This window comes from Sphingomonas sp. CCH15-F11, assembly GCF_001557005.1.
In the GTDB taxonomy this organism is placed as follows: Bacteria; Pseudomonadota; Alphaproteobacteria; order Sphingomonadales; family Sphingomonadaceae; genus Sphingomonas.
In genome coordinates this window covers 18,104-41,877 of sequence record NZ_LSKG01000106.1, presented here as the reverse complement: position 1 = coordinate 41,877, position 23,774 = coordinate 18,104, and the positions used below count along the sequence as shown (strand labels likewise).

24 protein-coding genes are annotated in these 23,774 nt (G+C 66.5%); 19 read left to right on the top strand and 5 right to left on the bottom strand.

Annotation, left to right across the window (positions count from 1 at the left end):
• Nucleotides 1-39: 39 nt before the first annotated feature.
• On the bottom strand, nucleotides 40-1,455 hold the full coding sequence (locus tag AX709_RS09635; protein ID WP_231727485.1) for a GGDEF domain-containing phosphodiesterase: 1,416 nt from the start codon (nucleotides 1,453-1,455) through the stop codon (nucleotides 40-42).
• Between the two features lie 415 nt (nucleotides 1,456-1,870).
• On the opposite strand from AX709_RS09635, the gene cysD reads away from it, so the two are divergent.
• From cysD to AX709_RS09550, 17 genes are all read left to right on the top strand, one after another.
• Nucleotides 1,871-2,809 (top strand): sulfate adenylyltransferase subunit CysD, encoded by a 939-nt coding sequence (gene cysD, locus AX709_RS09630; RefSeq protein WP_066549105.1) that lies wholly within the window; start codon nucleotides 1,871-1,873, stop codon nucleotides 2,807-2,809.
• Nucleotides 2,809-4,731 (top strand): sulfate adenylyltransferase subunit CysN, encoded by a 1,923-nt coding sequence (gene cysN, locus AX709_RS09625; protein ID WP_066549101.1) that lies wholly within the window; start codon nucleotides 2,809-2,811, stop codon nucleotides 4,729-4,731. Before cysD ends, cysN begins: the two co-directional genes overlap by 1 nt.
• On the top strand, nucleotides 4,728-5,468 hold the full coding sequence (locus tag AX709_RS09620; protein ID WP_066549099.1) for a 3'(2'),5'-bisphosphate nucleotidase CysQ: 741 nt from the start codon (nucleotides 4,728-4,730) through the stop codon (nucleotides 5,466-5,468). The genes cysN and AX709_RS09620 overlap by 4 nt, the downstream gene beginning before the upstream one ends.
• Before the next feature lie 76 nt (nucleotides 5,469-5,544).
• Entirely contained in the window at nucleotides 5,545-6,378 is an 834-nt protein-coding gene (locus AX709_RS09615; RefSeq protein ID WP_066549098.1) for a class I mannose-6-phosphate isomerase, read from the top strand.
• 79 nt (nucleotides 6,379-6,457) lie between these two features.
• Nucleotides 6,458-6,832, top strand: a complete 375-nt coding sequence (locus tag AX709_RS09610) for a hypothetical protein (protein WP_066549097.1) — start codon at nucleotides 6,458-6,460, stop codon at nucleotides 6,830-6,832.
• Nucleotides 6,833-6,896: 64 nt separating this feature from the next.
• Entirely contained in the window at nucleotides 6,897-7,787 is an 891-nt protein-coding gene (locus tag AX709_RS09605; RefSeq protein WP_066480506.1) for an HpcH/HpaI aldolase/citrate lyase family protein, read from the top strand.
• Between the two features lie 157 nt (nucleotides 7,788-7,944).
• Nucleotides 7,945-8,283 carry a P-II family nitrogen regulator gene (locus AX709_RS09600; protein ID WP_066480505.1) on the top strand — a complete coding sequence of 113 codons (339 nt, stop codon included), beginning with the start codon at nucleotides 7,945-7,947 and terminating at the stop codon, nucleotides 8,281-8,283.
• Nucleotides 8,284-8,379: 96 nt separating this feature from the next.
• Nucleotides 8,380-9,792 (top strand): type I glutamate--ammonia ligase, encoded by a 1,413-nt coding sequence (gene glnA, locus AX709_RS09595; protein ID WP_066480503.1) that lies wholly within the window; start codon nucleotides 8,380-8,382, stop codon nucleotides 9,790-9,792.
• Nucleotides 9,793-10,028: 236 nt separating this feature from the next.
• Complete coding sequence (locus AX709_RS09590) at nucleotides 10,029-10,241, top strand: cold-shock protein (protein ID WP_066480633.1); 213 nt, start codon at nucleotides 10,029-10,031, stop codon at nucleotides 10,239-10,241.
• Between the two features lie 124 nt (nucleotides 10,242-10,365).
• Nucleotides 10,366-10,551 (top strand): hypothetical protein, encoded by a 186-nt coding sequence (locus tag AX709_RS09585; RefSeq protein ID WP_066480502.1) that lies wholly within the window; start codon nucleotides 10,366-10,368, stop codon nucleotides 10,549-10,551.
• 95 nt (nucleotides 10,552-10,646) lie between these two features.
• A complete protein-coding gene (gene lgt / locus AX709_RS09580; protein ID WP_066549096.1) occupies nucleotides 10,647-11,525 on the top strand; it encodes a prolipoprotein diacylglyceryl transferase in 879 nt (292 codons plus the stop codon).
• A 98-nt stretch (nucleotides 11,526-11,623) separates the two neighbouring features.
• Nucleotides 11,624-12,595, top strand: coding sequence for a class I SAM-dependent methyltransferase (locus tag AX709_RS09575; RefSeq protein ID WP_082731733.1), 972 nt, complete (start codon nucleotides 11,624-11,626; stop codon nucleotides 12,593-12,595).
• Nucleotides 12,592-13,101: a GNAT family N-acetyltransferase gene (locus AX709_RS09570; protein ID WP_066549093.1), complete on the top strand. Its 510-nt coding sequence runs from the start codon at nucleotides 12,592-12,594 to the stop codon at nucleotides 13,099-13,101. The genes AX709_RS09575 and AX709_RS09570 overlap by 4 nt, the downstream gene beginning before the upstream one ends.
• Nucleotides 13,102-13,136: 35 nt before the next feature.
• Nucleotides 13,137-13,850 carry a peptidoglycan editing factor PgeF gene (pgeF, locus tag AX709_RS09565; RefSeq protein ID WP_066549171.1) on the top strand — a complete coding sequence of 238 codons (714 nt, stop codon included), beginning with the start codon at nucleotides 13,137-13,139 and terminating at the stop codon, nucleotides 13,848-13,850.
• An 87-nt stretch (nucleotides 13,851-13,937) separates the two neighbouring features.
• Nucleotides 13,938-15,257, top strand: a complete 1,320-nt coding sequence (locus AX709_RS09560; protein ID WP_066480496.1) for a cystathionine gamma-synthase family protein — start codon at nucleotides 13,938-13,940, stop codon at nucleotides 15,255-15,257.
• A 243-nt stretch (nucleotides 15,258-15,500) separates the two neighbouring features.
• Complete coding sequence (locus AX709_RS09555; RefSeq protein WP_066480493.1) at nucleotides 15,501-16,517, top strand: adenosine deaminase; 1,017 nt, start codon at nucleotides 15,501-15,503, stop codon at nucleotides 16,515-16,517.
• Nucleotides 16,517-17,032: a phosphoribosyltransferase gene (locus tag AX709_RS09550; protein WP_066549092.1), complete on the top strand. Its 516-nt coding sequence runs from the start codon at nucleotides 16,517-16,519 to the stop codon at nucleotides 17,030-17,032. The genes AX709_RS09555 and AX709_RS09550 overlap by 1 nt, the downstream gene beginning before the upstream one ends.
• A gap of 321 nt (nucleotides 17,033-17,353) precedes the next feature.
• Here the strand turns inward: AX709_RS09550 and murA are convergent, their stop codons facing one another.
• Nucleotides 17,354-18,637 carry a UDP-N-acetylglucosamine 1-carboxyvinyltransferase gene (gene murA, locus AX709_RS09545; protein ID WP_066549091.1) on the bottom strand — a complete coding sequence of 428 codons (1,284 nt, stop codon included), beginning with the start codon at nucleotides 18,635-18,637 and terminating at the stop codon, nucleotides 17,354-17,356.
• Nucleotides 18,638-18,812: 175 nt separating this feature from the next.
• Here murA and AX709_RS09540 point away from each other — a divergent pair, with 175 nt between their 5' ends.
• Complete coding sequence (locus AX709_RS09540) at nucleotides 18,813-19,520, top strand: Crp/Fnr family transcriptional regulator (protein ID WP_231726513.1); 708 nt, start codon at nucleotides 18,813-18,815, stop codon at nucleotides 19,518-19,520.
• Nucleotides 19,521-19,531: 11 nt separating this feature from the next.
• On the opposite strand, the gene clpS is transcribed toward AX709_RS09540, so the two are convergent.
• Nucleotides 19,532-19,888, bottom strand: a complete 357-nt coding sequence (gene clpS, locus AX709_RS09535; protein ID WP_066480632.1) for an ATP-dependent Clp protease adapter ClpS — start codon at nucleotides 19,886-19,888, stop codon at nucleotides 19,532-19,534.
• 422 nt (nucleotides 19,889-20,310) lie between these two features.
• Between clpS and AX709_RS09530 the strand changes: the two genes are divergently transcribed.
• On the top strand, nucleotides 20,311-20,793 hold the full coding sequence (locus AX709_RS09530) for a hypothetical protein (RefSeq protein WP_156454238.1): 483 nt from the start codon (nucleotides 20,311-20,313) through the stop codon (nucleotides 20,791-20,793).
• Between the two features lie 112 nt (nucleotides 20,794-20,905).
• Here AX709_RS09530 and phaP read toward each other — a convergent pair whose 3' ends face one another.
• Nucleotides 20,906-21,796, bottom strand: coding sequence for a phasin family protein (gene phaP, locus AX709_RS09525; RefSeq protein ID WP_082731727.1), 891 nt, complete (start codon nucleotides 21,794-21,796; stop codon nucleotides 20,906-20,908).
• Nucleotides 21,797-21,921: 125 nt separating this feature from the next.
• Nucleotides 21,922-23,646, bottom strand: a complete 1,725-nt coding sequence (locus AX709_RS09520) for a PHA/PHB synthase family protein (protein WP_066549088.1) — start codon at nucleotides 23,644-23,646, stop codon at nucleotides 21,922-21,924.
• Nucleotides 23,647-23,774 lie beyond the last annotated feature (128 nt).

Here is a 23,774-nt window from a genome sequence, read left to right as displayed (position 1 = left end):
TGCCAGAATGCGGTTAACCACTGGCTAAAATCGGCGGTATCAGGAACTGGAAAGCTTTCGGCGAAAGGTGGGTCGCGGGCGCTGGATCGGGGGCAGGTGGCGGTCCTCGCGCAGATAGGTGAGGAATGCCGCCATCTCGATCGGACGGCTGAGCAGATAGCCCTGGACCATGTCGCAACCCATCACCGACAGCAGTGCGAGCGTCGCCGACGTTTCGACCCCCTCGGCGGTGACTTCCATCTCGAGCGCATGCGCGAGGTCGATGGTCGAACGAACGATCAACGGGTCACGATTGCTGCTGGTCAGCTGCGTGATGAACAGCTTGTCGATCTTCAGCTCGCCTGCGGGCAGCCGCTTCAGATAGGCGAGCGACGACAATCCGGCCCCGTAATCGTCGATCGCCAGCGCCACGCCGATATCGGCAAAAAGCTTGAGGTGCGCGATCGCCGTGTCGGGATCGCGAATGACCGCCGTTTCGGTGATCTCGAAACCCAGCTTCGCATTCGACCCCCGGATCAGATCGCGGGCCTGATCGACGAAGCGACGGTCGCCCAGCAGCGTACCCGAGATGTTGACGAAGACCGGGATCGCGAATCCGGCGTCCGCCAGGACATGATACTCCCGGATTGCCTCTTCCAACGTCCACAAAGTCAACGCGGTGATCTGTCCGGCCTGCTCCGCGAGCGGAATGAAATCGCCCGGCAGGATCAGGCCCCGCAACGGATGGCGCCAGCGGATCAGCGCCTCGGCACTGACCACCTGCTCGCGCCGGACATTGATCTTCGGCTGGAATTGCAGGAACATTTCGCCGCGCCGGATTGCGGCGTTCAGATCATGGAGAAGCGCGAGCGGGTCCTCCTCCCCCTCCTGCCGGAGGTCGCGCAGCGCCACCATGCCGTCGCCCGCTTGCCGAATCGCAGCTTCGGCAAATTCGATCATTCGGATCGGATCGCTTGCGCCGCGTTCGGCCATCGCCGCGCCGACGCGCACCTGCACCGCACAGAGTTCATCGCCGACCAGGATCGGCGACGCCAGCTTCTGGCGAAGCCGGTCAAGCAGCGTCGCGACGTCCGCGTTGCTCGCCGCCGACCCCGTGACCTCGATGCAATCGCGCCCGAGCGTCCGGGCGCGCAGCGATGAACTGAACGCGGCGGCCTCCACCGCCAGCTGCTCGGCCACGCGTTCGGCGCGCATGACACCAATCGCGCGACGCAACATCGCGTAATCGGCAATGCGCACGATCGCATAGAATTGGATCGCCCCCTCGGGCGTGTCCGCACGGCTGTCCGCGCGCGCGATAGATTTCACCGACGCGGCGGAGCGCCGGGCGACGACGCGGTCGGCGCCGGGCGATGTCGACTTGCCAGGCTTCGGCTTTGCGCGGGCGTCGTTCGCCACGGCAAGGCTCTGGGCTTCGGCAGACGCCGTGCGCGCAAGGTCGGCAGCTTTGCTCATTCATCCTTGCCCTAGCGTCCCAGTCTTGAACGAACGGTTAAACTGGCCCGCATCCGTCCCGAAATCGGCCCGAATTACGTTTGTTCCATGCTTAATTTTTTGTTAAGAAAGACATGGCGCTTCACGCGCAAATCGGAGAATGACAATGTTCGCTTTCTTTTCACTCGCGTTCCGCGACACGTACGGCGAAGAAATTCGTCCGTTCTGACGAACGCAGTCCGGGTCGGGCTGACGAAGTGCCGACCCGGACGTTTCGGTGATGTTGACGGGGTGACGTCAAGGGCTCAAGCCTTTGAGCTACCGTTTCTTTTGCTTGAAAGCGGAGGCATGCGTCGGCGGCGGCTAAAGCAGATCTGCACGGCCGCGCAGCAATTCCTTCTTTCATGATCGGGGCGCCGGGGCCACCTGCTCGCATATGGCGCTTGTCGATCTCCAACTGGATTCCACGCCGGCGAATCGGCGCTTGACCCACCTCCAGCAGCTGGAGGCGGAGAGCATTCACATCCTGCGCGAAGTGGTTGCCGAGGCCGAACGGCCCGTGATGCTTTATTCGATCGGCAAGGATTCGGCGGTGATGCTGCATCTGGCGCGAAAGGCGTTCTATCCCGCGCCGCCGCCCTTCCCGCTCCTTCACGTCGACACCACCTGGAAATTCCGCGCGATGTACGCGCTGCGCGAAAAAGCGGCGGCGGACGCGGGGATGGAACTGCTCGTCCACCAGAATCCGGAGGCCAAGGCGCGCGGCATCAACCCGTTCGACCATGGCGGGCTGCACACCGACATGTGGAAGACGGAGGGGCTCAAACAGGCGCTGGTCAAATACGGCTTTGACGCGGCATTCGGCGGCGCGCGGCGCGACGAGGAGAAGAGCCGCGCCAAGGAGCGCGTCTTCAGCTTTCGCACCGCCAATCACCGCTGGGACCCCAAGGCGCAGCGTCCTGAACTGTGGCGCCTCTATAATGCCCGCAAGGCGCGCGGCGAATCGATCCGCGTCTTCCCGCTGTCCAACTGGACCGAACTCGACATCTGGCAGTACATCCTGGCCGAGAATATCGAGATCGTGCCGCTCTACTTTGCTGCGCCGCGCCCGACGGTGGTTCGCGACGGCATGATCCTGATGGTCGACGACGACCGCTTCCGCCTCGCCCCCGGGGAAGTGCCGGTCGAACGCTCGGTCCGCTTCCGCACGCTCGGCTGCTACCCGCTGACCGGCGCGGTCGAAAGCACCGCCGATACGCTGACCGCCGTGATCCGCGAAACGCTGCTCGCCACGACGTCGGAACGTCAGGGCCGTGCGATCGACCATGACCAGGCCGCCAGCATGGAGAAGAAGAAGCAGGAGGGGTATTTCTGATGGCGACGGCCCCCGCCTACGCCCCCGACGCGATGATCGCGGAGGACATCGACGCCTATCTGGCCGCGCATCAGCAAAAGTCGCTGCTGCGTTTCATCACCTGCGGGTCGGTCGATGACGGCAAGTCGACGCTGATCGGCCGCCTGCTCTATGACAGCAAGATGATCTTCGACGACCAGCTCGCCGCGCTGGAAGCTGATTCCGCCCGGGTGGGCACGCAGGGCGCGAACATCGATTTCGCGCTGCTCGTCGACGGGCTGGCCGCCGAGCGCGAACAGGGCATCACCATCGATGTCGCCTATCGCTTCTTCACCACCGAACGCCGCAAATTCATCGTCGCCGATACGCCGGGGCACGAACAATATACCCGCAACATGGTGACGGGTGCGTCGACCGCGGACCTCGCCGTCATCCTGATCGATGCGCGCAAGGGCGTGCTCACCCAGACGCGGCGGCACAGCTTCCTCGCGCACCTGATCGGCATCCGCCACATCGTGCTGGCGGTGAACAAGATGGATCTGGTCGGCTATGACCCGTCGCGCTTCGACGCGATCGTTGCCGATTATCGGGCATTCGCAGCCTCCATCGGCATCGCCGACTTCACCGCGATCCCGATTTCCGGGCTGGCGGGCGACAATATCGCGGCGGCGTCGGACGCCATGCCCTGGTATCGAGGGCCGACGCTGATCGAGCATCTCGAGCAGGTGGAGGTCGACAGCGACAGCGCCGCGGCCCGGCCGTTTCGGATGCCGGTGCAATGGGTCAATCGCCCCGATCTCGACTTTCGCGGCTTTGCCGGGATGATCGCCGGCGGCCGTGTGCGGCCCGGCGATCCGGTCCGCATCCTCCCCTCGGGACGCGAGACGCGGATCGCGCGCATCGTCGGCTTCGACGGCGACCTGAATGTCGCGGTCGCAGGCCAGTCGGTGACGCTGACGCTTGCCGACGAAGTCGATTGTTCGCGCGGCGACGTCATCGCCGCGGCCGATGATGCGCCCCAGCTGGCCGACCAGTTCATGACGCGGATCGTCTGGCTCGATGCCGAGCCGCTGCTGCCCGGGCGGTCCTATTGGATGAAGATCGGCACGCGGATGCTGAGCGCCACCGTCCAGCCGCCGCGTGCGGTCATCGACGTGAACACCATGGCCGAGCTGTCGGCGGCGACGCTCAGCCTCAACGACATCGGCATCGCGGAGGTCTTTGTCGACCGCAACATCGCATTCGAGACCTATCGCGACAATCGCGACCTGGGCGGGTTCATTCTGATCGACCGGATCACCAACGCGACCGTCGCCGCCGGGATGATCGACTTCGCGCTGCGCCGCAGCCAGAATATCCACTGGCAGTCGATCGAGGTGACGGGCGAGGCGCGCGCCGCGATGAAGCACCAAAGCGCGCGCGTGCTGTGGTTCACCGGGCTGTCGGGTTCGGGCAAATCGACCATCGCCAACCTGGTCGAAAAGAAGCTCCACGCGCTCGGCAAGCACAGCTACCTGCTCGACGGCGACAATATCCGCCATGGGCTCAACCGCGACCTGGGCTTCACCGACGCCGACCGGATCGAGAATATCCGCCGCGTCGGCGAAGTCGCCAAGCTGATGGCCGATGCCGGGCTGATCGTGCTGACCGCCTTCATCTCGCCCTTCCGGGCCGAACGCGACCTGGTGCGCGCGATGCTGCCGGCCGGCGCGTTCATCGAAATCTTCGTCGACACGCCGATCGAGGTGGCAGAGGGCCGCGATCCCAAGGGGCTCTATCGCAAGGCGCGCGCGGGCGAGATTGCCCATTTCACCGGGATCGACAGCCCCTATGAAAGGCCCGAAGCGGCGGAGATCGTCATCGATACCACCCGCCAGAGCGCGGAGGAGGCCGCCCAGCAGATCGTCGATTCGATCATCGGCATCTGGAGTCCGGTGATTTGACCGCTGGCGCGCAAAGCGACGTCGCCCTTGCACGGGATATCGCCGAACGGGCGGGCGCACTGCTGATGGACCTGCGGCGGACGTCGGGACTGGCGGGTCCGGCGCTCGGCGCGGCGGGTGACCGCGCCGCCGACGACCTGATCCACCAGCTGCTCGCCGGCGCGCGCCCCGACGACGCGATCCTGTCGGAAGAACGCGTTTGCGATCGGTCCCGGCTCGACCGCAGCCGGGTCTGGATCGTCGATCCGCTCGACGGAACCCGCGAATATGCGGAGGGGCGCGACGATTGGGCGGTGCACGTCGCACTGGCGATCGAGGGTCGCCCCGCAATCGGCGCGGTGGCGCTCCCCGCGCTCGGCCGCGTCTTCGCCAGCGATCCGCCGTTTCCCCTGCCCGAACCCGCCCCGCGCCGCCGCATGGTCGTCAGCCGCACGCGTCCGGCTGATGCATGCGGCCCGCTGTGCCAGGCGCTCGATGCGGAGACGATCCCGATGGGATCGGCGGGAGCGAAGGCGATGGCGATCCTGATGGGCTCCGCCGACATCTATTTCCATTCGGGCGGGCAGTATGAATGGGACAATTGCGCCCCTGCCGCGGTCGCAATGGCGGCGGGTCTGCACGTCTCGCGCATCGACGGGTCGCCGATCCGCTACAATCAGCCCGAGCCGTCGGTGCCCGACTTCCTGATCTGTCATCGCGCGGATGCCGACCGGATTCTTCGCCTGATCGCCGCGTGATTGCGCGATCGAACTCGACAGGCGGTTGATCCGTTCATATCGCGCACGCCAAGGTGCGAAACGTCGGAGACATGAGATGAGCACACGCGCGATGACGACCCGGCTGGTCGAAAAGCCATGGGGACGCCACCGGCTCTGGCCCGGCTTTGCCGATCCGGCGCCCGACCGCGAACCAGTCGGCGAGGCCTGGTTTCAGGACCCCGAAGGGGGGAATTTCGAGCTTCTGGTCAAATATCTCTTCACCAGCGAACGGCTGTCGGTCCAGGTCCATCCCGACGACGATCGCGCCCGCCGCGCCGGCTATCCGCGCGGCAAGGACGAAGCGTGGCTCATCCTGGCCGCCGAGCCCGGCTCGACGATCGCGCTCGGCACGCGCGAGCCGCTTTCGCATGATGAACTGCGCACCGCGTCGCTCGACGGATCGATCGAAGGGCTGCTCGACTGGAAGCCGGTGCGCGCGGGCGACTATTTCTATTCGGCGGCGGGCACCGTCCACGCGATCGGCGCCGGCATCACGCTGATCGAGGTCCAGCAGAATGTCGACCTGACCTATCGCCTCTACGACTATGGCCGCCCGCGCGAGCTGCATCTGGAGGACGGCGTCGCGGTTTCCGACGCGCGGCCCTTCGTCGCGCAGTCGACGCCGATCGCCCTCGGCGGGGGCCGTACCCTGCTCTCGCCCGGCCCCAAATTCGTGCTCGAACGCTGGTCGGCGGGCGACCGCACCCTCCACCTTCCGCCGGGACGTGAAGGATGGCTGGTCCCGATCACCGGTTCGGGCAAGGCGGACACGCTGGCTTGGCGGGCGGGCGAATGCCTGTTGCTTGAGGGGACGACGCGGATCGACGCCGCCGACGGTGCCGACCTGTTGATCGCGTGTCCTGGCGACGCGCCATTGCACGTGACCTGAAGCGACCGGCCGGGCAAAGAACTGGCCCGGCCGTCACGTGGCCCTTGGCCTTTTCTTCCGCATCTGCGAAGGCGACGTCATGCTGTTGCAGATCTTCAAATTCGCGTTTGTGCTGGCCCTGGCGGCAGTCCTTTTTCTCGCGCTGACCGTCACGCCATGGGCGGGCATGGTCGAATCGGACACGGTCCGCCACGGCTTCGCCTTTCTGGTGCTGCCCGTGCTCGCGACGATCGGCTGGCCCCGGCTGTCGCCATGGCGGCAATTTGCGATCTTTGCCGGGTTCGGGGCAGCGATCGAACTGGTCCAGGGCTATATGGCGATCGGCCGCGTCGCCAGCCTGGACGACTGGATCGTCGATCTGATCGCGCTTTCCGCCGCCCTGCTCGCGATGGAGGTCCTGGCGCTGCGTCACCGCGTGATCGCGGTCGCCGCCCCGCGCCCGCGACACGTTTGACCCTTTTCCCGACGCCGCCGAACGGGCATGTCGCGGGGTGAGCCACACCTTCCGCGGAGCCCCGATGTCGCAAGCCCTTACTGCCCGCTCGCTGTTGTTCGCGCCGGGCGACTCGGAGCGCAAGATCGCGCGCGCGGGCACGAGCGGCGCCGACCTGATCCTGATCGACCTGGAAGATTCGGTCGTCGAAGCCAACAAGCCCGCTGCGCGCGCCGCGGTGGCCGAACATCTTCGCGCCGGCCCCCGCCCCCAGCCGCAATGGGTGCGGATCAACCCGCTTGACGGCCCGCACGCGCTGGCGGACCTTGCGGCAGTGGTTGCGGCGCGGCCCGACGGCATCATGCTGCCCAAGGCGACGCGCGCCGACGCCGACCGGCTGCACCATTATCTCACCGCGCTCGAAGCTGCCGCCGGCCTGCCGCCGGGCGGCATCGCGGTGATTGCAATCGCGACGGAGACCGCACCCGCGTTGTTCGGCCTCGGCGACTATGCCGGCACGCCGCGGCTTGCCGCCCTCACCTGGGGCGCGGAGGACAGCGCGACCGCGCTCGGCGCGACGGGCAATCGTGACGAGACGGGCGAGTACGACTTTCCCTACCAGCTGTTCCGTGCGCTGTGCCTCGCGGGGGCGGCGGCGGCGGGCGTCGCCCCGATCGAGACGATCCACGCCGATTTTCGCGACCTCGACGGCCTGGCGCGGGTCGCCGCCCGGGCGCGCCGGGCCGGGTTTCGCGGCATGATGGCGATCCACCCCGACCAGGTGCCGGTGATCAATGCGGCATTCAGTCCCTCCCCCGCCGAAATCGAACAGGCGCAGCGGATCGTCGCCGCCTTTGCCGCCGCGCCGGGCGCGGGCACGATCGGGATCGACGGCGCGATGTTCGACCTGCCGCACCTGAAGCGCGCGCAGGCGGTGCTGGCCATGGCGTCGGTGCACGACACGCCGGCTGCTTGATCGGCGTGCATCCCGATGCGCCTGCCTAATTGCTAGGCAATGATGACGCCTGCCCGGCGCGACGGCACCGCACGAAACTGCGCCTCGCATGGCTGGCACGCTTGTTGTAACATGGCTGCGCAGTCACCGGGGCAAGCACATCACGAGGGGTCAGCGCGTGAAGAAGATCGAGGCCGTCATCAAGCCGTTCAAGCTCGATGAGGTGAAGGAAGCGCTGCACGAAGTCGGCGTCAGCGGCATCACCGTCACCGAAGCCAAGGGCTTCGGGCGACAAAAGGGACATACCGAACTGTATCGCGGTGCCGAATATGTCGTCGACTTCCTGCCCAAGGTGAAGCTTGAGGTGGTGATCGAGGACGGGCTGGCCGACCGCGTGGTCGAGGCGATCGCAAACTCGGCGCAGACCGGCCGCATCGGCGACGGCAAGATCTTCGTGATTCCCGTCGAGACCGCGTTGCGCATCCGCACCGGCGAACGGGACAACGACGCGATTTGACGCGGCGCAGCATTCTTGTGAGACATATCGCGTCGGCCGCAATTTCATTGTGCGATTCGCGGCAAGCGGTTTTCCAGACGAAAGGGATGAATTGAGATGGCCAATAACGCCGGCACGATCCTGAAGATGATCAAGGACCAGGAAATCGAGTGGATCGACCTGCGTTTTACCGATCCCAAGGGCAAGTGGCAGCACCTGACCATGGTGGCCGGCGTGCTCGGCGAGGATGAGCTGACCGATGGCCTGATGTTCGACGGGTCGTCGATCGAAGGGTGGAAGGCGATCAATGAGTCGGACATGATCCTTCGCCCCGATCTCGACGCGGTCTATGTCGACCCCTTCTCGGCCACGCCGATGCTGGTGCTGTTCTGCGACATTGTCGAGCCGTCGACCGGCGAGCTGTATGCCCGCGACCCGCGCTCGACCGCGAAGCGGGCCGAGGCGTATCTGAAGAACACCGGGATCGGCGACACCGTCTATGTCGGGCCCGAGGCCGAGTTCTTCATGTTCGACGACGTCCAGTTCGAAACCGCCTACAACACCAGCTACTTCAAGATCGACGACATCGAGCTGCCAACCAATTCGGGCAAGGCGTATGAAGCCGGCAACCTGGCGCACCGTCCGCGGGCCAAGGGCGGCTATTTCCCCGTTGCGCCGGTCGACAGCGCGGTCGACATCCGTGCCGAGATGGTCTCGACGATGATCGAGATGGGCCTGCCCTGCGACAAGCACCACCACGAGGTCGCCGCGGCGCAGCACGAGCTGGGCCTGACCTTCGGGACGCTCACCACCACCGCCGACCGGATGCAGATCTACAAATATGTCGTGCACCAGGTCGCACAGGCCTATGGCAAGACCGCGACCTTCATGCCCAAGCCGATCAAGGACGATAACGGGTCGGGCATGCACACCCATATGTCGATCTGGGACAAGGGCACGCCGCTGTTCGCGGGCAATGGCTATGCCGGTCTGTCGGACATGTGCCTGTATTTCATCGGCGGCGTAATCAAGCATGCGCGCGCATTGAACGCCTTCACCAACCCCACGACCAACAGCTACAAGCGGCTGGTGCCGGGGTTCGAGGCACCCGTGCTGCTCGCTTACTCCAGCCGCAACCGCTCGGCGTCGTGCCGTATCCCCTATGGCACCGGGGCCAAGGCCAAGCGCGTCGAATTCCGCTTCCCCGATGCGCTCGCCAACCCCTATCTCGCCTATTCGGCGCTGCTGATGGCCGGCCTGGACGGCATCCAGAACAAAATTCATCCCGGCGAGGCGATGGACAAGAATCTCTACGACCTGCCGCCCGCCGAGCTGGTCAACGTGCCGACCGTCTGCGGTTCGCTGCGCGAGGCGCTGATTGCGCTGCAGGAGGATCATGATTTCCTGCTGAAGGGCGATGTATTCAGCAAGGACCAGATCGAAGCCTACGCCGAATTGAAGTGGAACGACGTCATCCGCTTCGAAACCACGCCAAGCCCGGTCGAATACGACATGTATTATTCCGGCTGATCGACGGATCGATATCCCGATCGACGGGCGTCCGGGATACCGGGCGCCCGTTTCTTTTTTGGCGGGTCACGGCACTGCAGCTTGCTATTTTGCCCGATCGCGCCCATATCGCGGGCGCTACAGTCGCAAATCGACGGTCTTTTGGAGCTTTGCGGCCCCTCATTCCTTCTTTCCCTGCCCCTTGCAGCGCGAGGTCGCTCGACGTCCGGGCGGCCGACAACATGAAGGAAATGAACATGAGCACCGTCGGAACCGTCAAGTTTTTCAACAGCGACAAAGGTTATGGCTTCATCGCCCCTGACAATGGTGGCCAGGACGCCTTTGTCCACATCACCGCGGTCGAGCGCGCCGGCATGGCGACGCTGAACCAGAACCAGCGCGTTTCGTACGAGCTGGAGCAGGACAAGCGCGGTCGCACCAGCGCGGTCAATCTGCAGGCTGCGGACTGATCCGGTCCCGGGCGCGTCGTCCGCGGCGCGTCCGGCCCCTCCGATCGAACCATCCGGCCACTGGTGCGTTGTCACCATTGACCCTGCCCGCACTTTTCGCGCGCACCCAAGAAGGAGGGCCCGCATGACCGTTCTCACCTATCGCCAACAGGCCGAACGCGCGCGTACCGAAGCCGAGAACGCAACGCTCGCCAATGTCCGCGATCGCGCGCTGCGTGCCGAAGCCGCCTGGATCGGCATGGCCGAGCGCCAGGAACGCGTCGAAACCGCCCGCGCCGCGCGCGAAGCGCGCGATCAGGTCACCGCCTGACCCGCCTTTGCCGGTACCGGCATGCGGATAAGCGCTTGGGTTTGACCTGACAGCCCGGTAAAGCGGCGACATCGCCCTTTGCCGGAGCCTATGTCTTGATCCTGCCCCTGCTCGCCGCCAGCACCGGCCATCTCCAATTCACCGATCTCGGGCTGGATCCGGTGGCGCTCGACCTCGGCTTCTTCCAGCTCAAATGGTATTCGCTGGCCTATATCGCCGGCATCCTGATCGGCTGGTGGTATCTGCTCAAGCTGCTCGACCAGCCGGGCGCGCCGATGGCGCGGCGTCATGCCGACGACCTCGTCTTCTACGCGACGCTCGGCATCATCTTGGGCGGGCGGCTTGGCTATGTCCTGTTCTACGCGCCCGACCTGTTCGCCAATCCGATCCGAATTCTGCGGCTGTGGGATGGCGGAATGTCCTTTCACGGCGGCGTCATCGGCACCTCGATCGGGATCATGCTGCTGGCGCGCAAGCACGGGCTCAACTGGCTGCGCGTCCATGACTATGTCGCATGCGTCGTCCCGTTCGGCCTGTTTTTCGGTCGTATCGCCAATTTCGTGAATGGCGAGCTGTGGGGCAAGCCGACCGACGTCGCCTGGGCGATCGTCTTTCCGCGCACCGTCGCGGGCGGGCTCAATCCCGCGCGCCATCCGAGCCAGCTGTACGAGGCGGGGCTCGAGGGCATCGTGCTGTTTCTCGTCCTCGCCTTCTTCTTCTGGCGAACCCGTGCGCGCTACGAGCCCGGCCGGCTGGTCGGCATCTTTCTGCTCGGCTACGGCGTCGCCCGCTTCTTCGTCGAGTTCTTCCGCGAACCCGACCAGCAGTTCGAGGGCACGTTCTTCGCCACGACGATCCATATGGGCCAGCTGCTCTGTCTGCCGATGATCGCGGGCGGCGTGTTCCTGATCGCCACCGCCAGGTCGCGACGCCACCGCGTCGAGGCCGTCGCGGGCCAGGAAAGCATCGCCTGAAGGCGCGCGCGGCCGTGTCGTCCGACGCCGAAGGCACGTTGCCCGACCGCCTGGCCCGCGCGATCACGCTGGCCGGTCCGATCCCGCTGTCGCAGTTCATGCAGGCGGCGAACGCCGAATATTATGCGACGCGCGATCCGCTGGGTGCGCGGGGCGACTTCACCACTGCACCCGAAATCAGCCAGATGTTCGGCGAGCTGATCGGCCTTGCGCTCGCCGACCTGTGGGATCGCGCCGGGCGACCCGATCTGCGCTATGTTGAATATGGGCCCGGCCGCGGCACGCTCGCCGCCGACGCGCTGCGCGCGATGGCGACGGTCGGGCTGACCCCGCCGGTTCATTTCATCGAGACGAGCCCGGTCCTGCGCGCGGCACAGGCGGAACGCGTGCCCGGTGCCGAATGGCATATCGACCTGTTCAGCGTCCCCGACGACCTGCCGCTGATCGTCGTCGCCAACGAATTTTTCGACGCGCTCCCGATCCGCCAGCTGATCCGCACCGGCGATGGCTGGCGCGAACGGCTGGTCGCGTGCCAGGACACGCTCTTTCTGCCGATCACGGGCAGGGACAGCTTCGACGCGGTGGTGCCACCCGCCTTTGGCGATGCGCAGCCCGGCGATATCCTGGAAACCTCGCCCGCCGCGGTGGCGACGATGCGCGGGCTCGCCCGTCGGCTGGTGGCGGGCGGCGGCGCGGCGATCATCCTCGACTATGGCTATTCAGGTCCGGCGATCGGCGATACGCTTCAGGCCGTGTCCGGCCACGCCTTTGCAAATCCGTTCGAGCAGCCGGGCAGTCGCGACCTGACCGCGCATGTCGATTTCGCGACGCTGGCGGAGGCGGCACGGGCCGAAGACGCGCTCGCCTACGGCCCGGTCGATCAGGGGCAGCTGCTCGTCGCGCTCGGCATCGACACGCGCGCCGCAGGACTGGCCCGCACCGCGCCGGAGCGCGCGGACCAGATCGCCGCCGACCGCAATCGCCTGGTCGCGCCGGATCAGATGGGCGCGCTGTTCAAGGGGCTGGCGGTCACCGCGCCGGGCTGGCCCGCACCCGCGGGGTTTGCATGACGATCGTCTTTCGCGATGCGGTGGCCGAAGACGCCCCGGCGCTCGCCAGACTGGCGCGCGACAGCTTCACCGAAACCTTCGGCCACCTCTATCATCCCGACGACCTCGCGCTGTTCCTGGCCGGGCACAGCACGCCACGCTGGCATGACGAGCTGACCGACCCCGCATTTCGCGTTCGGGTCGGCGAGGCGGACGGTGCGGCGGTCGCCTATGCCAAGGTCGGCCCGCCCAGCCTGCCCTTCAAGCCGCGCGGTCCCTCGATCGAACTGCGCCAATTCTATATCCTCAAGCCCTGGCAGGGCTCGGGCGCTGCGGCCGAACTGATGGCGTGGGTGATCGATACCGCGCGGGCCGGCGGCGCGAGCGACCTCTATCTCTCGGTCTTCACCGACAATCACCGCGCCCGGCGCTTCTATGATCGCTACGGCTTCGAGGCAGTCGGCCCCTATGTCTTCAAGGTCGGCAACCATGAGGACGAGGACATCGTCATGCGGCTGGCGCTGTGAGTGTCGACGTGATCCGCGCGCCGGCGCTCGCGGGCATGCGCCACGGCTTTCTCGGCCGGCGGGGAGGCGTGTCGACCGGCATCGTCGCCGGGCTGAATGTCGGGCTGGGCAGCGCGGATGATCCGGAGGCGATTGCCGAGAACCGACGCCGCGCCTTGACCGCGGTCGCGCCGGGGGCGGCGCTGGTCACGGTGTATCAGGTTCATTCCGCCGATGTCGTCACCGTCGACGACGTGCCCGCCGAACGCCCGCGCGCCGACGCGCTGGTCACCGCGACGCCGGGCCTCGCCCTCGGCATCCTCACCGCCGATTGCGCGCCGGTGCTGTTCGCCGATGTTGACGCGGGTGTGATCGGCGCGGCGCATGCCGGGTGGAAAGGCGCGATTGCCGGCGTCACCGATGCGACGATCGCGGCGATGGAGGCGCTGGGCGCGGATCGCGGCCGCATCGTCGCCGCGATCGGCCCGTGCATTGCGCGGGCGAGCTATGAGGTCGACAACGGCTTCGTCGCGCGGTTTTGCGATCAGGACCCGGCGAATGATCGCTTCTTTTCCCCCGGGCGGCCGGACCACGCGCAGTTCGACCTGGAAGCCTATGTCGCGCACCGGCTCGCCACCGCCGGGTTGCGGCGGGTCGAGCTGCTTGGGCTCGACACCTATGTGGACGAAGACCGCTTCTACAGCTTTCGCCGCGCGACGCACCGGGGCGAGCCCGATTATGGGCGGCAGATCAGCCTGATCGCGTTGTGACCCCCCTCCCCCACCCGGCAATCATCGGGTAGAGCCGGCGCATTGGCCCGCATCAGACGGGCGACCTGCTGCCGGAGTTTCTTCCCGATGACCAAACCCACCGAAGCCGAGCTGACCGGCGTCACCCCGCGCCGCCGCCCCAAGCCCGACATCGTCGAACTGGGCGGGCGCAAGCTCAAGCCCTCGACGCTGATGATGGGGCACGGCTTCGATCCCGCATTGTCGGAGGGCGCGCTGAAGCCGCCGATCTTCGCCACCTCGACTTTCGTTTTTCCGAACGCTGCCGCCGGCAAGCGCCATTTCGAGGGCGTGACCGGCAAGCGGCCCGGCGGGGCCGAGGGCCTCGTCTATTCGCGCTTCAACGGACCCAATCAGGAAATCCTGGAGGACCGGCTGGGCGTGTGGGAAGAAGCCGAGGATGCGCTGGCCTTTTCGTCCGGCATGTCGGCGATCGCGACTTTGTTCCTGTCGATGGTCCGCCCCGGCGACACCATCGTCCATTCCGGGCCGCTCTATGCCGCGACCGAGACGCTGATCGCGCGTATCCTGGGCCGCTTCGGCGTGCACTGGCTCGACTTCCCCGCCGGGGCGACGCGCGAGGAAATCGACGCGGTGCTGGGCAAGGCAGCATCGGGCCGCGTCGCGCTGATCTACCTTGAAAGCCCGGCCAATCCGACCAACGCGCTGGTCGATGTCGAGGCGGTGGCCGCCAGCCGTGACGCGATCTTCGCCAATGCGGCCGAAAAGCCGCCGATCGCGATCGACAACACCTTCCTCGGCCCGCTGTGGCACCAGCCGCTGAAGCACGGCGCCGACATCGTCGTCTATTCGCTGACCAAATATGCCGGCGGCCATTCGGACCTCGTTGCGGGCGGCGTGCTGGGCAGCAAGGCGCACATCGACACCATCCGGCTGATGCGCAACACGATCGGCACGATCTGTGACCCCAACACCGCCTGGATGCTGCTGCGCAGCCTGGAGACGCTGGAACTGCGCATGAGCCGCGCGGGCGAGAATGCGGCAAAGGTCTGCGCGTTCCTGCGCGACCATCCGAAGGTCGAGCGCGTCGGCTATCTCGGTTTCCTCGAGGGCGGTGCGGATGCGCGCCAGGCCGACATCTATCGCCGCCACTGCACGGGCGCGGGCTCGACCTTTTCGCTCTACCTCAAGGGCGGCGAGGCGGAGGCGTTCGCGTTCCTCGACGCGCTCAAGATCGCCAAGCTGGCCGTGTCGCTGGGCGGGACGGAGACGCTGGCAAGCCACCCGGCCGGCATGACGCACCTGTCGGTGCCCGCCGAGCGCAAGCAGGCGCTGGGCATCACCGACAATCTCGTCCGCATCTCGATCGGGGTCGAGGACGCGGACGACCTGATCGCCGATTTCGACCAGGCGCTGACCGCGGTGTGAGCGGGCTGGGGGAGCCGCGCGGAGGCGTTTCGCGCGGAGCCGCGGCGAAGTAGCGTGGGAACAGGCACGTCGCCCCGGCGCAGGCCGGGGCCGCTGGCAATGTTCGCGCAACGAACGATCTACGCTCTGGCGCGACAGGTTCAATTCGGCCAGCGGCCCCGGTCTGCGCCGGGGCGACGGCTTGGCATCTGTCCTGCTCCACCGCCATTTGACGCCCCCGCCGCGATGCAGCACAGTCGCTGCATGTCCGATCTCGACGCTTTCATCGCCGGCCTTCCCAAGGCCGAACTGCACCTGCATATCGAGGGGAGCCTCGAGCCCGAGCTGATGTTCGAACTCGCCGCGCGCAACGGTGTGGCAATCCCGTTCGCCAGCGTGGAGGAGGTGCGCGCCGCCTATAGCTTCACCCGGCTCCAGGACTTTCTCGACATCTATTACCAGGGCGCGGGCGTGCTGATCACCGAGCGTGATTTCCACGACCTGGCGATGGCCTATTTCGACCGGGTGGCGCGCGACGGCGTGGTGCATGCCGAGCTGATGTTCGATCCCCAGACGCACACCGCGCGCGGCATCGCGTTCGACACGGTAATTCGCGGGCTATTGTCCGCCTGTGCCGAGGCGCAGGCAACGCACGGCATCACGTCACGCCTGATCCTGTGCTTCCTGCGCCATCTCGACGAGGCGGATGCGTTCGTGACGCTCGAACAGGCGAAGCCGTGGCTGTCGCACATCGCCGCCGTGGGCCTCGACTCGTCGGAGCTGGGTCACCCGCCGGAGAAGTTTGCGCGCGTCTTCGCCGCCGCCGCAGGACTCGGCCTCAAGCGCGTCGCCCATGCCGGCGAGGAAGGGCCGCCCGATTATGTCCGCCAGGCGCTCGACCTGCTCCACATCGACCGGCTGGACCATGGCAATCGCAGCCTCGAGGACGCTGAACTGGTCGAGCGGCTGGCGCGCGACGGCATGACGCTGACCGTCTGTCCCTTGTCCAACCACAAGCTCTGCGTCGTCGACCGGCTGGAGGATCATCCGATCGACCGGATGCTCGCCGCGGGCCTCCGCGCCACGATCAATTCGGACGATCCGGCCTATTTCGGCGGCTATGTCGCCGATAACTACCGCGCGGTGGCCGAAGCGCGCGGGCTCGACCGTGCCGCGCTCGTCCAGCTCGCCCGCAACAGCTTCACCGGCAGCTTCCTCGACCCCGCGGACGTCGACCGCCATCTCGCCGCGATCGACGCCTATGCATCGGCGCACGCCTGATGCCCGTATTTACGCCCATCCCGCATGACGAGTTCGCCGCGCTGGTCCGCACGCTGGCGAACGCGCTGATGGCGGGCGACTGGCGACCCGACTTCATCATCGGCATCGGCCGCGGCGGGCTCGCCCCCGGCGTCTATCTCAGCCACGCGACGGGCCTCGCCACGCTGTCAGTCGATTATTCGTCGAAGGTCGAGGATTTTTCCGAAGCCCCGCTCGACCGGCTGGCGGCACGCACCCGCGAGGGCGAGACGCTGCTGTTCCTCGACGACATCAATGACACGGGCGGGACGATCGCCCGGCTGCGCGCGCGGCTGGCCGCCAAGGGGGCGGTGATGGACCATGTGCGCTTCGCCACCCTGCTCGACAATATCCGCTCCGGCCAGCGCGTCGAATATGCCGCCCGCACCATCGACCGCGCGGTGACCAAGGACTGGTTCATCTTCCCGTGGGAAGCGATGGCCCCCGACAGCGTGATCGCCCAGGACGCCGCCGAAGTGCCGGAGCGGACGGCGTAGGCCAGAAGGTCAATCGCGCGAAGGCGCGAAGGCGCGAAGGGGAGGTTCACGCGGAGACGCGGAGGACGCGGAGACGGGGATCGCGCAAAGGCGTGGTCGAACGCATATCCATCTGCGTCGCCCCGGCGTAGGCCGGGGCCTCTGGGTCATCCGGGATCGAACCTCACTGCCCGCGGGCGGGCGCATAAATGGCTAAAGGCCCCGGCCTTCGCCGGGGCGACGCACGGAATTTCAGCGTATCGGCGTCCTCTGCGCCTCCGTGAGAAACCCCTTCGCGCGTTTGCGCCTTCGCGCGATTACCCTTATCCGCCGGCCGGGCGTTCACCCATCGCCAACCCGCTCGATGTCCGCACCGACCGCCTGGAGCTTTTCCTCCAGCCGCTCATAGCCGCGGTCGAGGTGATAGACGCGGCTGACCTGGGTCTCACCCTCCGCCGCCAATCCCGCAAGGATCAGGCTCATCGACGCGCGCAAATCCGTCGCCATCACCGGCGCACCCACCAGCCGGTCGACGCCGCGCACCACCGCCGAGCGTCCCTTGACCGTAATGTCCGCGCCCATCCGCGCCAGCTCGGGCACGTGCATGTAGCGGTTCTCGAAAATCGTTTCGGTCAGCACGCTGGCACCCTTGCCCTTGCAAAGCATCGCCATGAACTGCGCCTGCATGTCGGTGGCGAACCCCGGATAGGGCGCGGTCGACAGCGTCAGCGGCCCGATGCCGTTGCTGGCGGCGACATGCAACGCATCGCCGCGCGGCTCCACCGTCACGCCCGCCTCGACCAGCGCGGCGATGGTTGCGCGCATGTCCGCCGGCTCGGCGCCCACCAGGTCGAGCGCGCCGCCGGTGATTGCAGCGGCACAGGCATAGCTGCCCGCTTCGATCCGGTCGGGCATGACGCGATAGGTCGCACCGTGCAGCCGGTCGCGCCCCTCGATCTCCAGCGTCTCCGTCCCGATGCCGCTGATCGACGCGCCCATCGCGACCAGGCAGCGGCACAGGTCGACGATTTCGGGTTCGCGCGCCGCATTCTCGATCACCGACCCGCCATGCGCGGTCACGGCGGCCATCAGCGCATTCTCGGTCGCGCCGACCGACACGATCGGAAAGGTCACCCGCCCGCCCGGCAGTCGCCCGCCCGGCGCGGTCGCCTTCACATAGCCCGCGGCCAGCTCGATTTCCGCGCCCAGCGCCTCCAGCGCCTTCAGGTGCAGGTCGATCGGACGGTTGCCGATCGCGCAGCCGCCGGGCAGCGACACCGTCGCCTCCCCCGCACGTCCGACCAGCGGCCCCAGCACCAGGATCGACGCGCGCATCTTGCGCACGATGTCATAGGGCGCGACGGTCGATGTCAGCCGCGCCGCGCGCATCGTCATCACCCGCCCGAAATCGGTCGGGTGCGCGCCCTCGACCATGGTCGACACGCCCAGCTGGTTGAGCAGGTGGCCGAAACCGTCGACGTCGGCGAGCCGCGGCAGGTTGCGCAGCGTCAGGGGCTCGTCGGTCAGCAGCGCGCACGGCATCAGCGTGAGCGCCGCGTTCTTTGCGCCCGAAATGGCGATTCGGCCGGTCAGGCGGTTGCCGCCGCGGATGAGGATACGGTCCATCGCGGGGTTACTAAAGAATGTGCGGGACGACACAAGAGCACGGTCGATCTTGTCACATTCGCGACGGGCGTCTGGCGATTAACCCACTTTAATGCGACGATCGCGAACCAATGCTTTTGCGAAGCGAGAAGAGGGGGCGTTTGTGACGGCTTCGGGGAGTTGTTTCGCGGAAGTGCTGGGAAATCTCGTCGCACTCACGCCGGGCGAGCGCACCGCGCTCGAGCGGCTGGAGGAGCATCGTCGCGACATCCGGCGCGGCGCGTTCGTGCAGCGCGAGAACGAGCCGAGCGCCGAGATGTTCGTGCTGCGCAAGGGGCTGATGATGAGCTACGCCCTGATGTCGGACGGCAGCCGCCAGATCCTGCGCTTCTTCTTTCCGGGCGACGTGCTCGGCGTGTCGGCGATGATCTATGACACCGCGCCGGAAAGCATCTGTGCGCTGTCCGACTGCGTCGTCTGCCCGTTCGAGCGGGCGGCGCTGTCGGCCTTGGTCGCCTCGCATCCCCGGCTCGCCGCGCTCCTGCTCGTCGTCAACCAGGTCGAGCGCGTCGCGCTGACCGACCGACTGGCGATGCTCGGCCGCACCTCGGCCAAGGCACGGGTCGGCGCGCTCCTGCTCGAATGGCGCAATCGGATGCGCACGACCGATTCGTCGATCGGCGACAGCTTCACGCTCGCCTTGACCCAGGAGGAGATCGGCGACGCGACCGGGCTGACCTCGGTTCACGTCAACCGGATGCTGCGTCAGCTGGAGCGCGAGGGGTTGATCGCGCGCGAGGGCAGTCGCGTCACCTTGCGCGATGCCGCCGCGCTGGCCGATGCGTCGGATTATGTCGACCGCTACCAGGGCCTGCGGCTCGACTGGCTGCCCGACCCGAACTGAAGGTCAGCCGATCAGGCCTTTTCGAGCGTGCACTGCAGCGGGTGCTGGTTCTGTCGGGCGAAATCGATCACCTGGCTGACCTTGGTCTCGGCGACTTCGTAGCTGAACACGCCGCACACCCCCACGCCGCGCTGGTGAACGTGGAGCATCACGCGGGTCGCCTCCTCCATGTCCATGCGGAAGAACCGCTGGAGGACGAGGACGACGAACTCCATCGGCGTATAATCGTCGTTGAGCATCAGGACGCGATAGGGTGTCGGCTTCTTGGTCTTGGCGCGCGTACGCGTGGCGACACCCAATGAGTTGCCGCCGCCCTCATCGTCCTTGTCTTCGGCCATCGAAATGGGGGTCGGGAGATGCTCTGCCATCGTTGGCACAAAATATGGCATCGACCGGGCCAAGGGCAAGGGGCAAGCGCCGCCGAAAAAGGCCGGCCGGGGCAAGAAACGGGCATGCGCGCCGGGATTCGTCCAATGCCAGGCCCGCCGTGCAGCACCTAAATCATCGCCGCCTCGAAATCGCCGCCTCGAAACTGCGGATATCTGCCTGGCCCGCATCCAGAGCACCGCGGTTCGCATCCAGACCGATTCGTCCGCCTCTACGCGCGACTTTGCGCGGAGGCGGCCAGCGCGATGGCGCGAACCATCGCTGAGGCGTGACGGAGCCGGCGATCGAACAAAATGCCACCCGCAAGGCTTTGGACAAAGGGTCGAGCCTGTGCGCGGTGCCGACAATCACCGCGCCATTCTAAAAGAATGCCGGCTCGCGCCTCAGCTATGGCCGCGCCATGATGCGAACGCGCCTTCTGACCCTCGCGGCCCTCGCCACCCTGTCCTGCGCCACCTCGCCCCGGCCGGCGGCGGCTCAGGCGCGCGTCGTCGATGATGCGGGCCGGCATCACCTGTCGGTCATTGTGGGCGCGACGATCCTCGACGAAGACGAAAGCGACAGCGCCTTCACGCTGGGGCTCGATTACGAATATCGGGTAAGCGAGCGCATCGGGCTGGGTGCGGTGGCGGAGCGTGCCTTCGGGCCACTCGATTCGACCACATTGCTCGCGACCGCCGACATCCATCTGTGGCGGGGGCTGGCCATCCAGACTGGCCCCGGCGTCGAATTCGCCGAGGGCGCGACGGCGTTCGTCGTCCGGCTCGGCGCGCTCTACGAATTCGAACTGGGCGGCGGTTTCACCCTGTCACCGCAGGCGCATTATGACTTTTCGGACGCCGAGGATGCGGTGGTGCTGGGGGTCGCATTCGGACACGCCTTTTAGGGCGATCCGCCCGGCCGGGCGCGGGATGCCGCGCATCACGCACGCCGCCAAAAAAGGGGCGGCCGCATCGCGCGACCGCCCCTCAATTTACGCCACGCTTTCGCGCGAAAGATCAGGCCGCGACCTTGATCTTCTCGGCGGCGACCGCAACGCGGCTCGAGATCGGCTGGGCGGCGTCGCCGGCCAGCTTCAGCATCGCTTCGGTGTGCTTCGACGCTTCGGCGACATAGGTGTCGAACGAGGTGCGGAAGAAGTCGCTCTGGACCTTCATGAACTCGGTCGGCGACTTGGCGGCGGCCAGCGACTTCATCATCGCGCTCGCCTGCTCGAACGACTTGCGGCTGAACTCGGCGGCTTCCTGGCCCAGCGTTTCCATGCCCTTGGCGGCAATGCGGGTCGATTCGACGACCGCTTCGACATTGCCCTTGGCCAGCTCGTTCATTTCCTCGACCAGCTTGGCGTTCTTTTCCATCGCCTGCTTGGCGCGGTCGTTCATGTCGGTGAACATGGTCTGGGTCTTGTGCATGGTGTTTTCGATGGTGGTCATGATGGTGCGTTCCTTCTCAACGGACTTTTCGGGGGTGGCGGTTTCCGCCGGATGATCTGATGTGCCGACCGCAATCGCCGGAATCGACGCCGAGGCCGCGGCCTCGACCGGCGGGGTGACGACCGGAGCCGGCGACGCTGCCTTGGGCAGCGCCGTCGGGGTGACGGGCTTCGCGGACACGGGCGCCTTGACCGGCGCCTCGATCTTGGCCGCGGCGACCGGCGGCACCGGCTTGGCGGCAACAGGCGCAGGCTTGGCGACCTTGGCCATCGGCGCGGGCGCCGGAGCCTTCGGCGCCGCGGGCGCGACCGGCGTTGACGCGACCGCGGGCGGGGCCTTTGCCGGGTTAGCCGGCGCCGTCGTCTTCACCGCGCTCGCCACCGGCTTGCCGGCACCGGCAGCCGGCTTCTGACTGGCGGACTTCTTGCCACCCTGGTCTGGACCCTTGCTCGCCATCTCGACTCCTGAAAGTTACGGACACACGTCGCTGCGGCGCAGCATATAGCGTGGCACTTCCAGCTTCGCAAGGGTTTATTGTGCAGTGCAACAATGTTAAATTGCTGCAATCTAACCTGTTGGGATCATCTAGCTTTCACGTACATCCCCGGCGCGTCGTCGAGTGCGGGCAGGCGTCCCTTGCCGGGTATGCGCGCCTTTGCCACCGCAACATGATTCGGCGCTTGGGCGGCGATCCATTCGATCCAGTCGGGCCACCAGCTCCCCTTGGTCTCGACCGCGCCGGCGACGAAATCTTCGAGCGTTTCGGTCGGGTTCGGGTTGAGCCAGTACTGGTATTTGCCCGAAGCAGGCGGGTTGACCACGCCGGCGATGTGCCCCGATCCCGCCAGCACGAAACGGACCGGACCCTTCAGGTGCGTCTGCAGCTTCCACACGCTGGCGGCGGGTGCGATATGGTCCTCGCGACCCGCCTGGATATAGGTCGGTGTCGCGATCCGCGATAGGTCGATCGGCGTGCCGTTGATCTCCAGCGCGCCCGGCACCACCAGCCGGTTGTCGCGATACAGGTCGGTCAGATAGCTCAGGTGCCAGCGCGCCGGCAGGTTGGTGACGTCGGCGTTCCAGTGCAGCAGGTCGAAGGGCGGATAGTCGTCGCCGAGCAGGTAATTGTTGGTGACATAGTTCCAGATCAACTCGCGCCCGCGCAGCAGGTTGAACGTCGCGGCCAGATAGCGCCCGTCCAGATAGCCGTCGGTTGCCGCGGACTGGATCATCCGCAATTGCTCGTCATCGACGAACAGGCTCAGCTCGCCGGCTTCGCTGAAATCGACCTGCGCGGTGAAATAGGTTGCGGACCTGACCTTCTCCGCCTCGCCGCGCGCGGCCAGCACCGCGAGCGTCGCCGCCAGCGTCGTGCCCGCCACGCAATAACCGATGGTGTGGACGCCCGGCACGCCCAGCAGTTCGCGCACCGTGTCGATCGCGTCGATCTGCCCCTGCTCGACATAATCGGCCCAGGTCACATCCTTCATCGACGCGTCGGCCGACTTCCACGACACGACGAACACCGTCAGCCCCTGGTCGACAGCCCATTTGATGAAGCTTTTCTCGGGCGTGAGGTCGAGGATGTAGTAGCGGTTAATCCACGGCGGAAAGATGACGAGCGGCGTCTCGAACACCGTTTCGGTGGTGGGCGAATACTGGATGAGCTCATAGAGCGGCGTGCGCTTGACGACCTTGCCCGGGGTGACCGCGATGTTGCGGCCAAGCTCGAACGCGGTCGCGTCGGTATGCGTCACCTGCCCGCGCGCCAGGTCGGCGAGCATGTTGCCGAGCCCCTTCAAAAGGTTCTCGCCGCGCGTCTCGATGATCCGCTCGATCACCACCGGGTTGGTCGCGGGAAAGTTGGTCGGGCTGATCGCGTCGATCAGGCCCTTGGTGGCAAAACGCACCTGCTCCTTCTGCTTCCCCTCGATGCCCGGCAGCGCCTCGACATTCTTGAGCAGGTGGTCGGCGATCAGGAAATAGCTCTGGCGCAGAAAGTCGAACAGCGGGTCCTCGCGCCATTGCGGTGCCTTGAACCGCTTGTCGCGCGCCTGTTCCGGCGTCTCCTCGAACGCGGGCGCGCGACCGGGGTCGAGGAAACGTTGCCACAGCCGCATCGAATCCGCCCAGAAATCGGCGCTGGCGCGCGCGAACGCGGTCGGATCGGTCATCGCGGACAGCGGCGTCGTGCTCATCGTGTAATGCCCATGCTCCAGCATCATCTGCTGCGCGCGGCCGAGCACATAGGTCCAGTGCTGCAGGTCCTCCAGCGTGGTGCTGGTCTTGGGTTCGTTGTCCGCCATCGGCCTTGCCTCTCACGCTTTTTTTGCCACCTTACCCCGTCGGATCCGTTTCGTCAGCCATTGCGCGCGTCAGGATATTTCGCATTTCCGGCCAATTGCGTTCAAAGATGATTCCACGCGCCGGCACG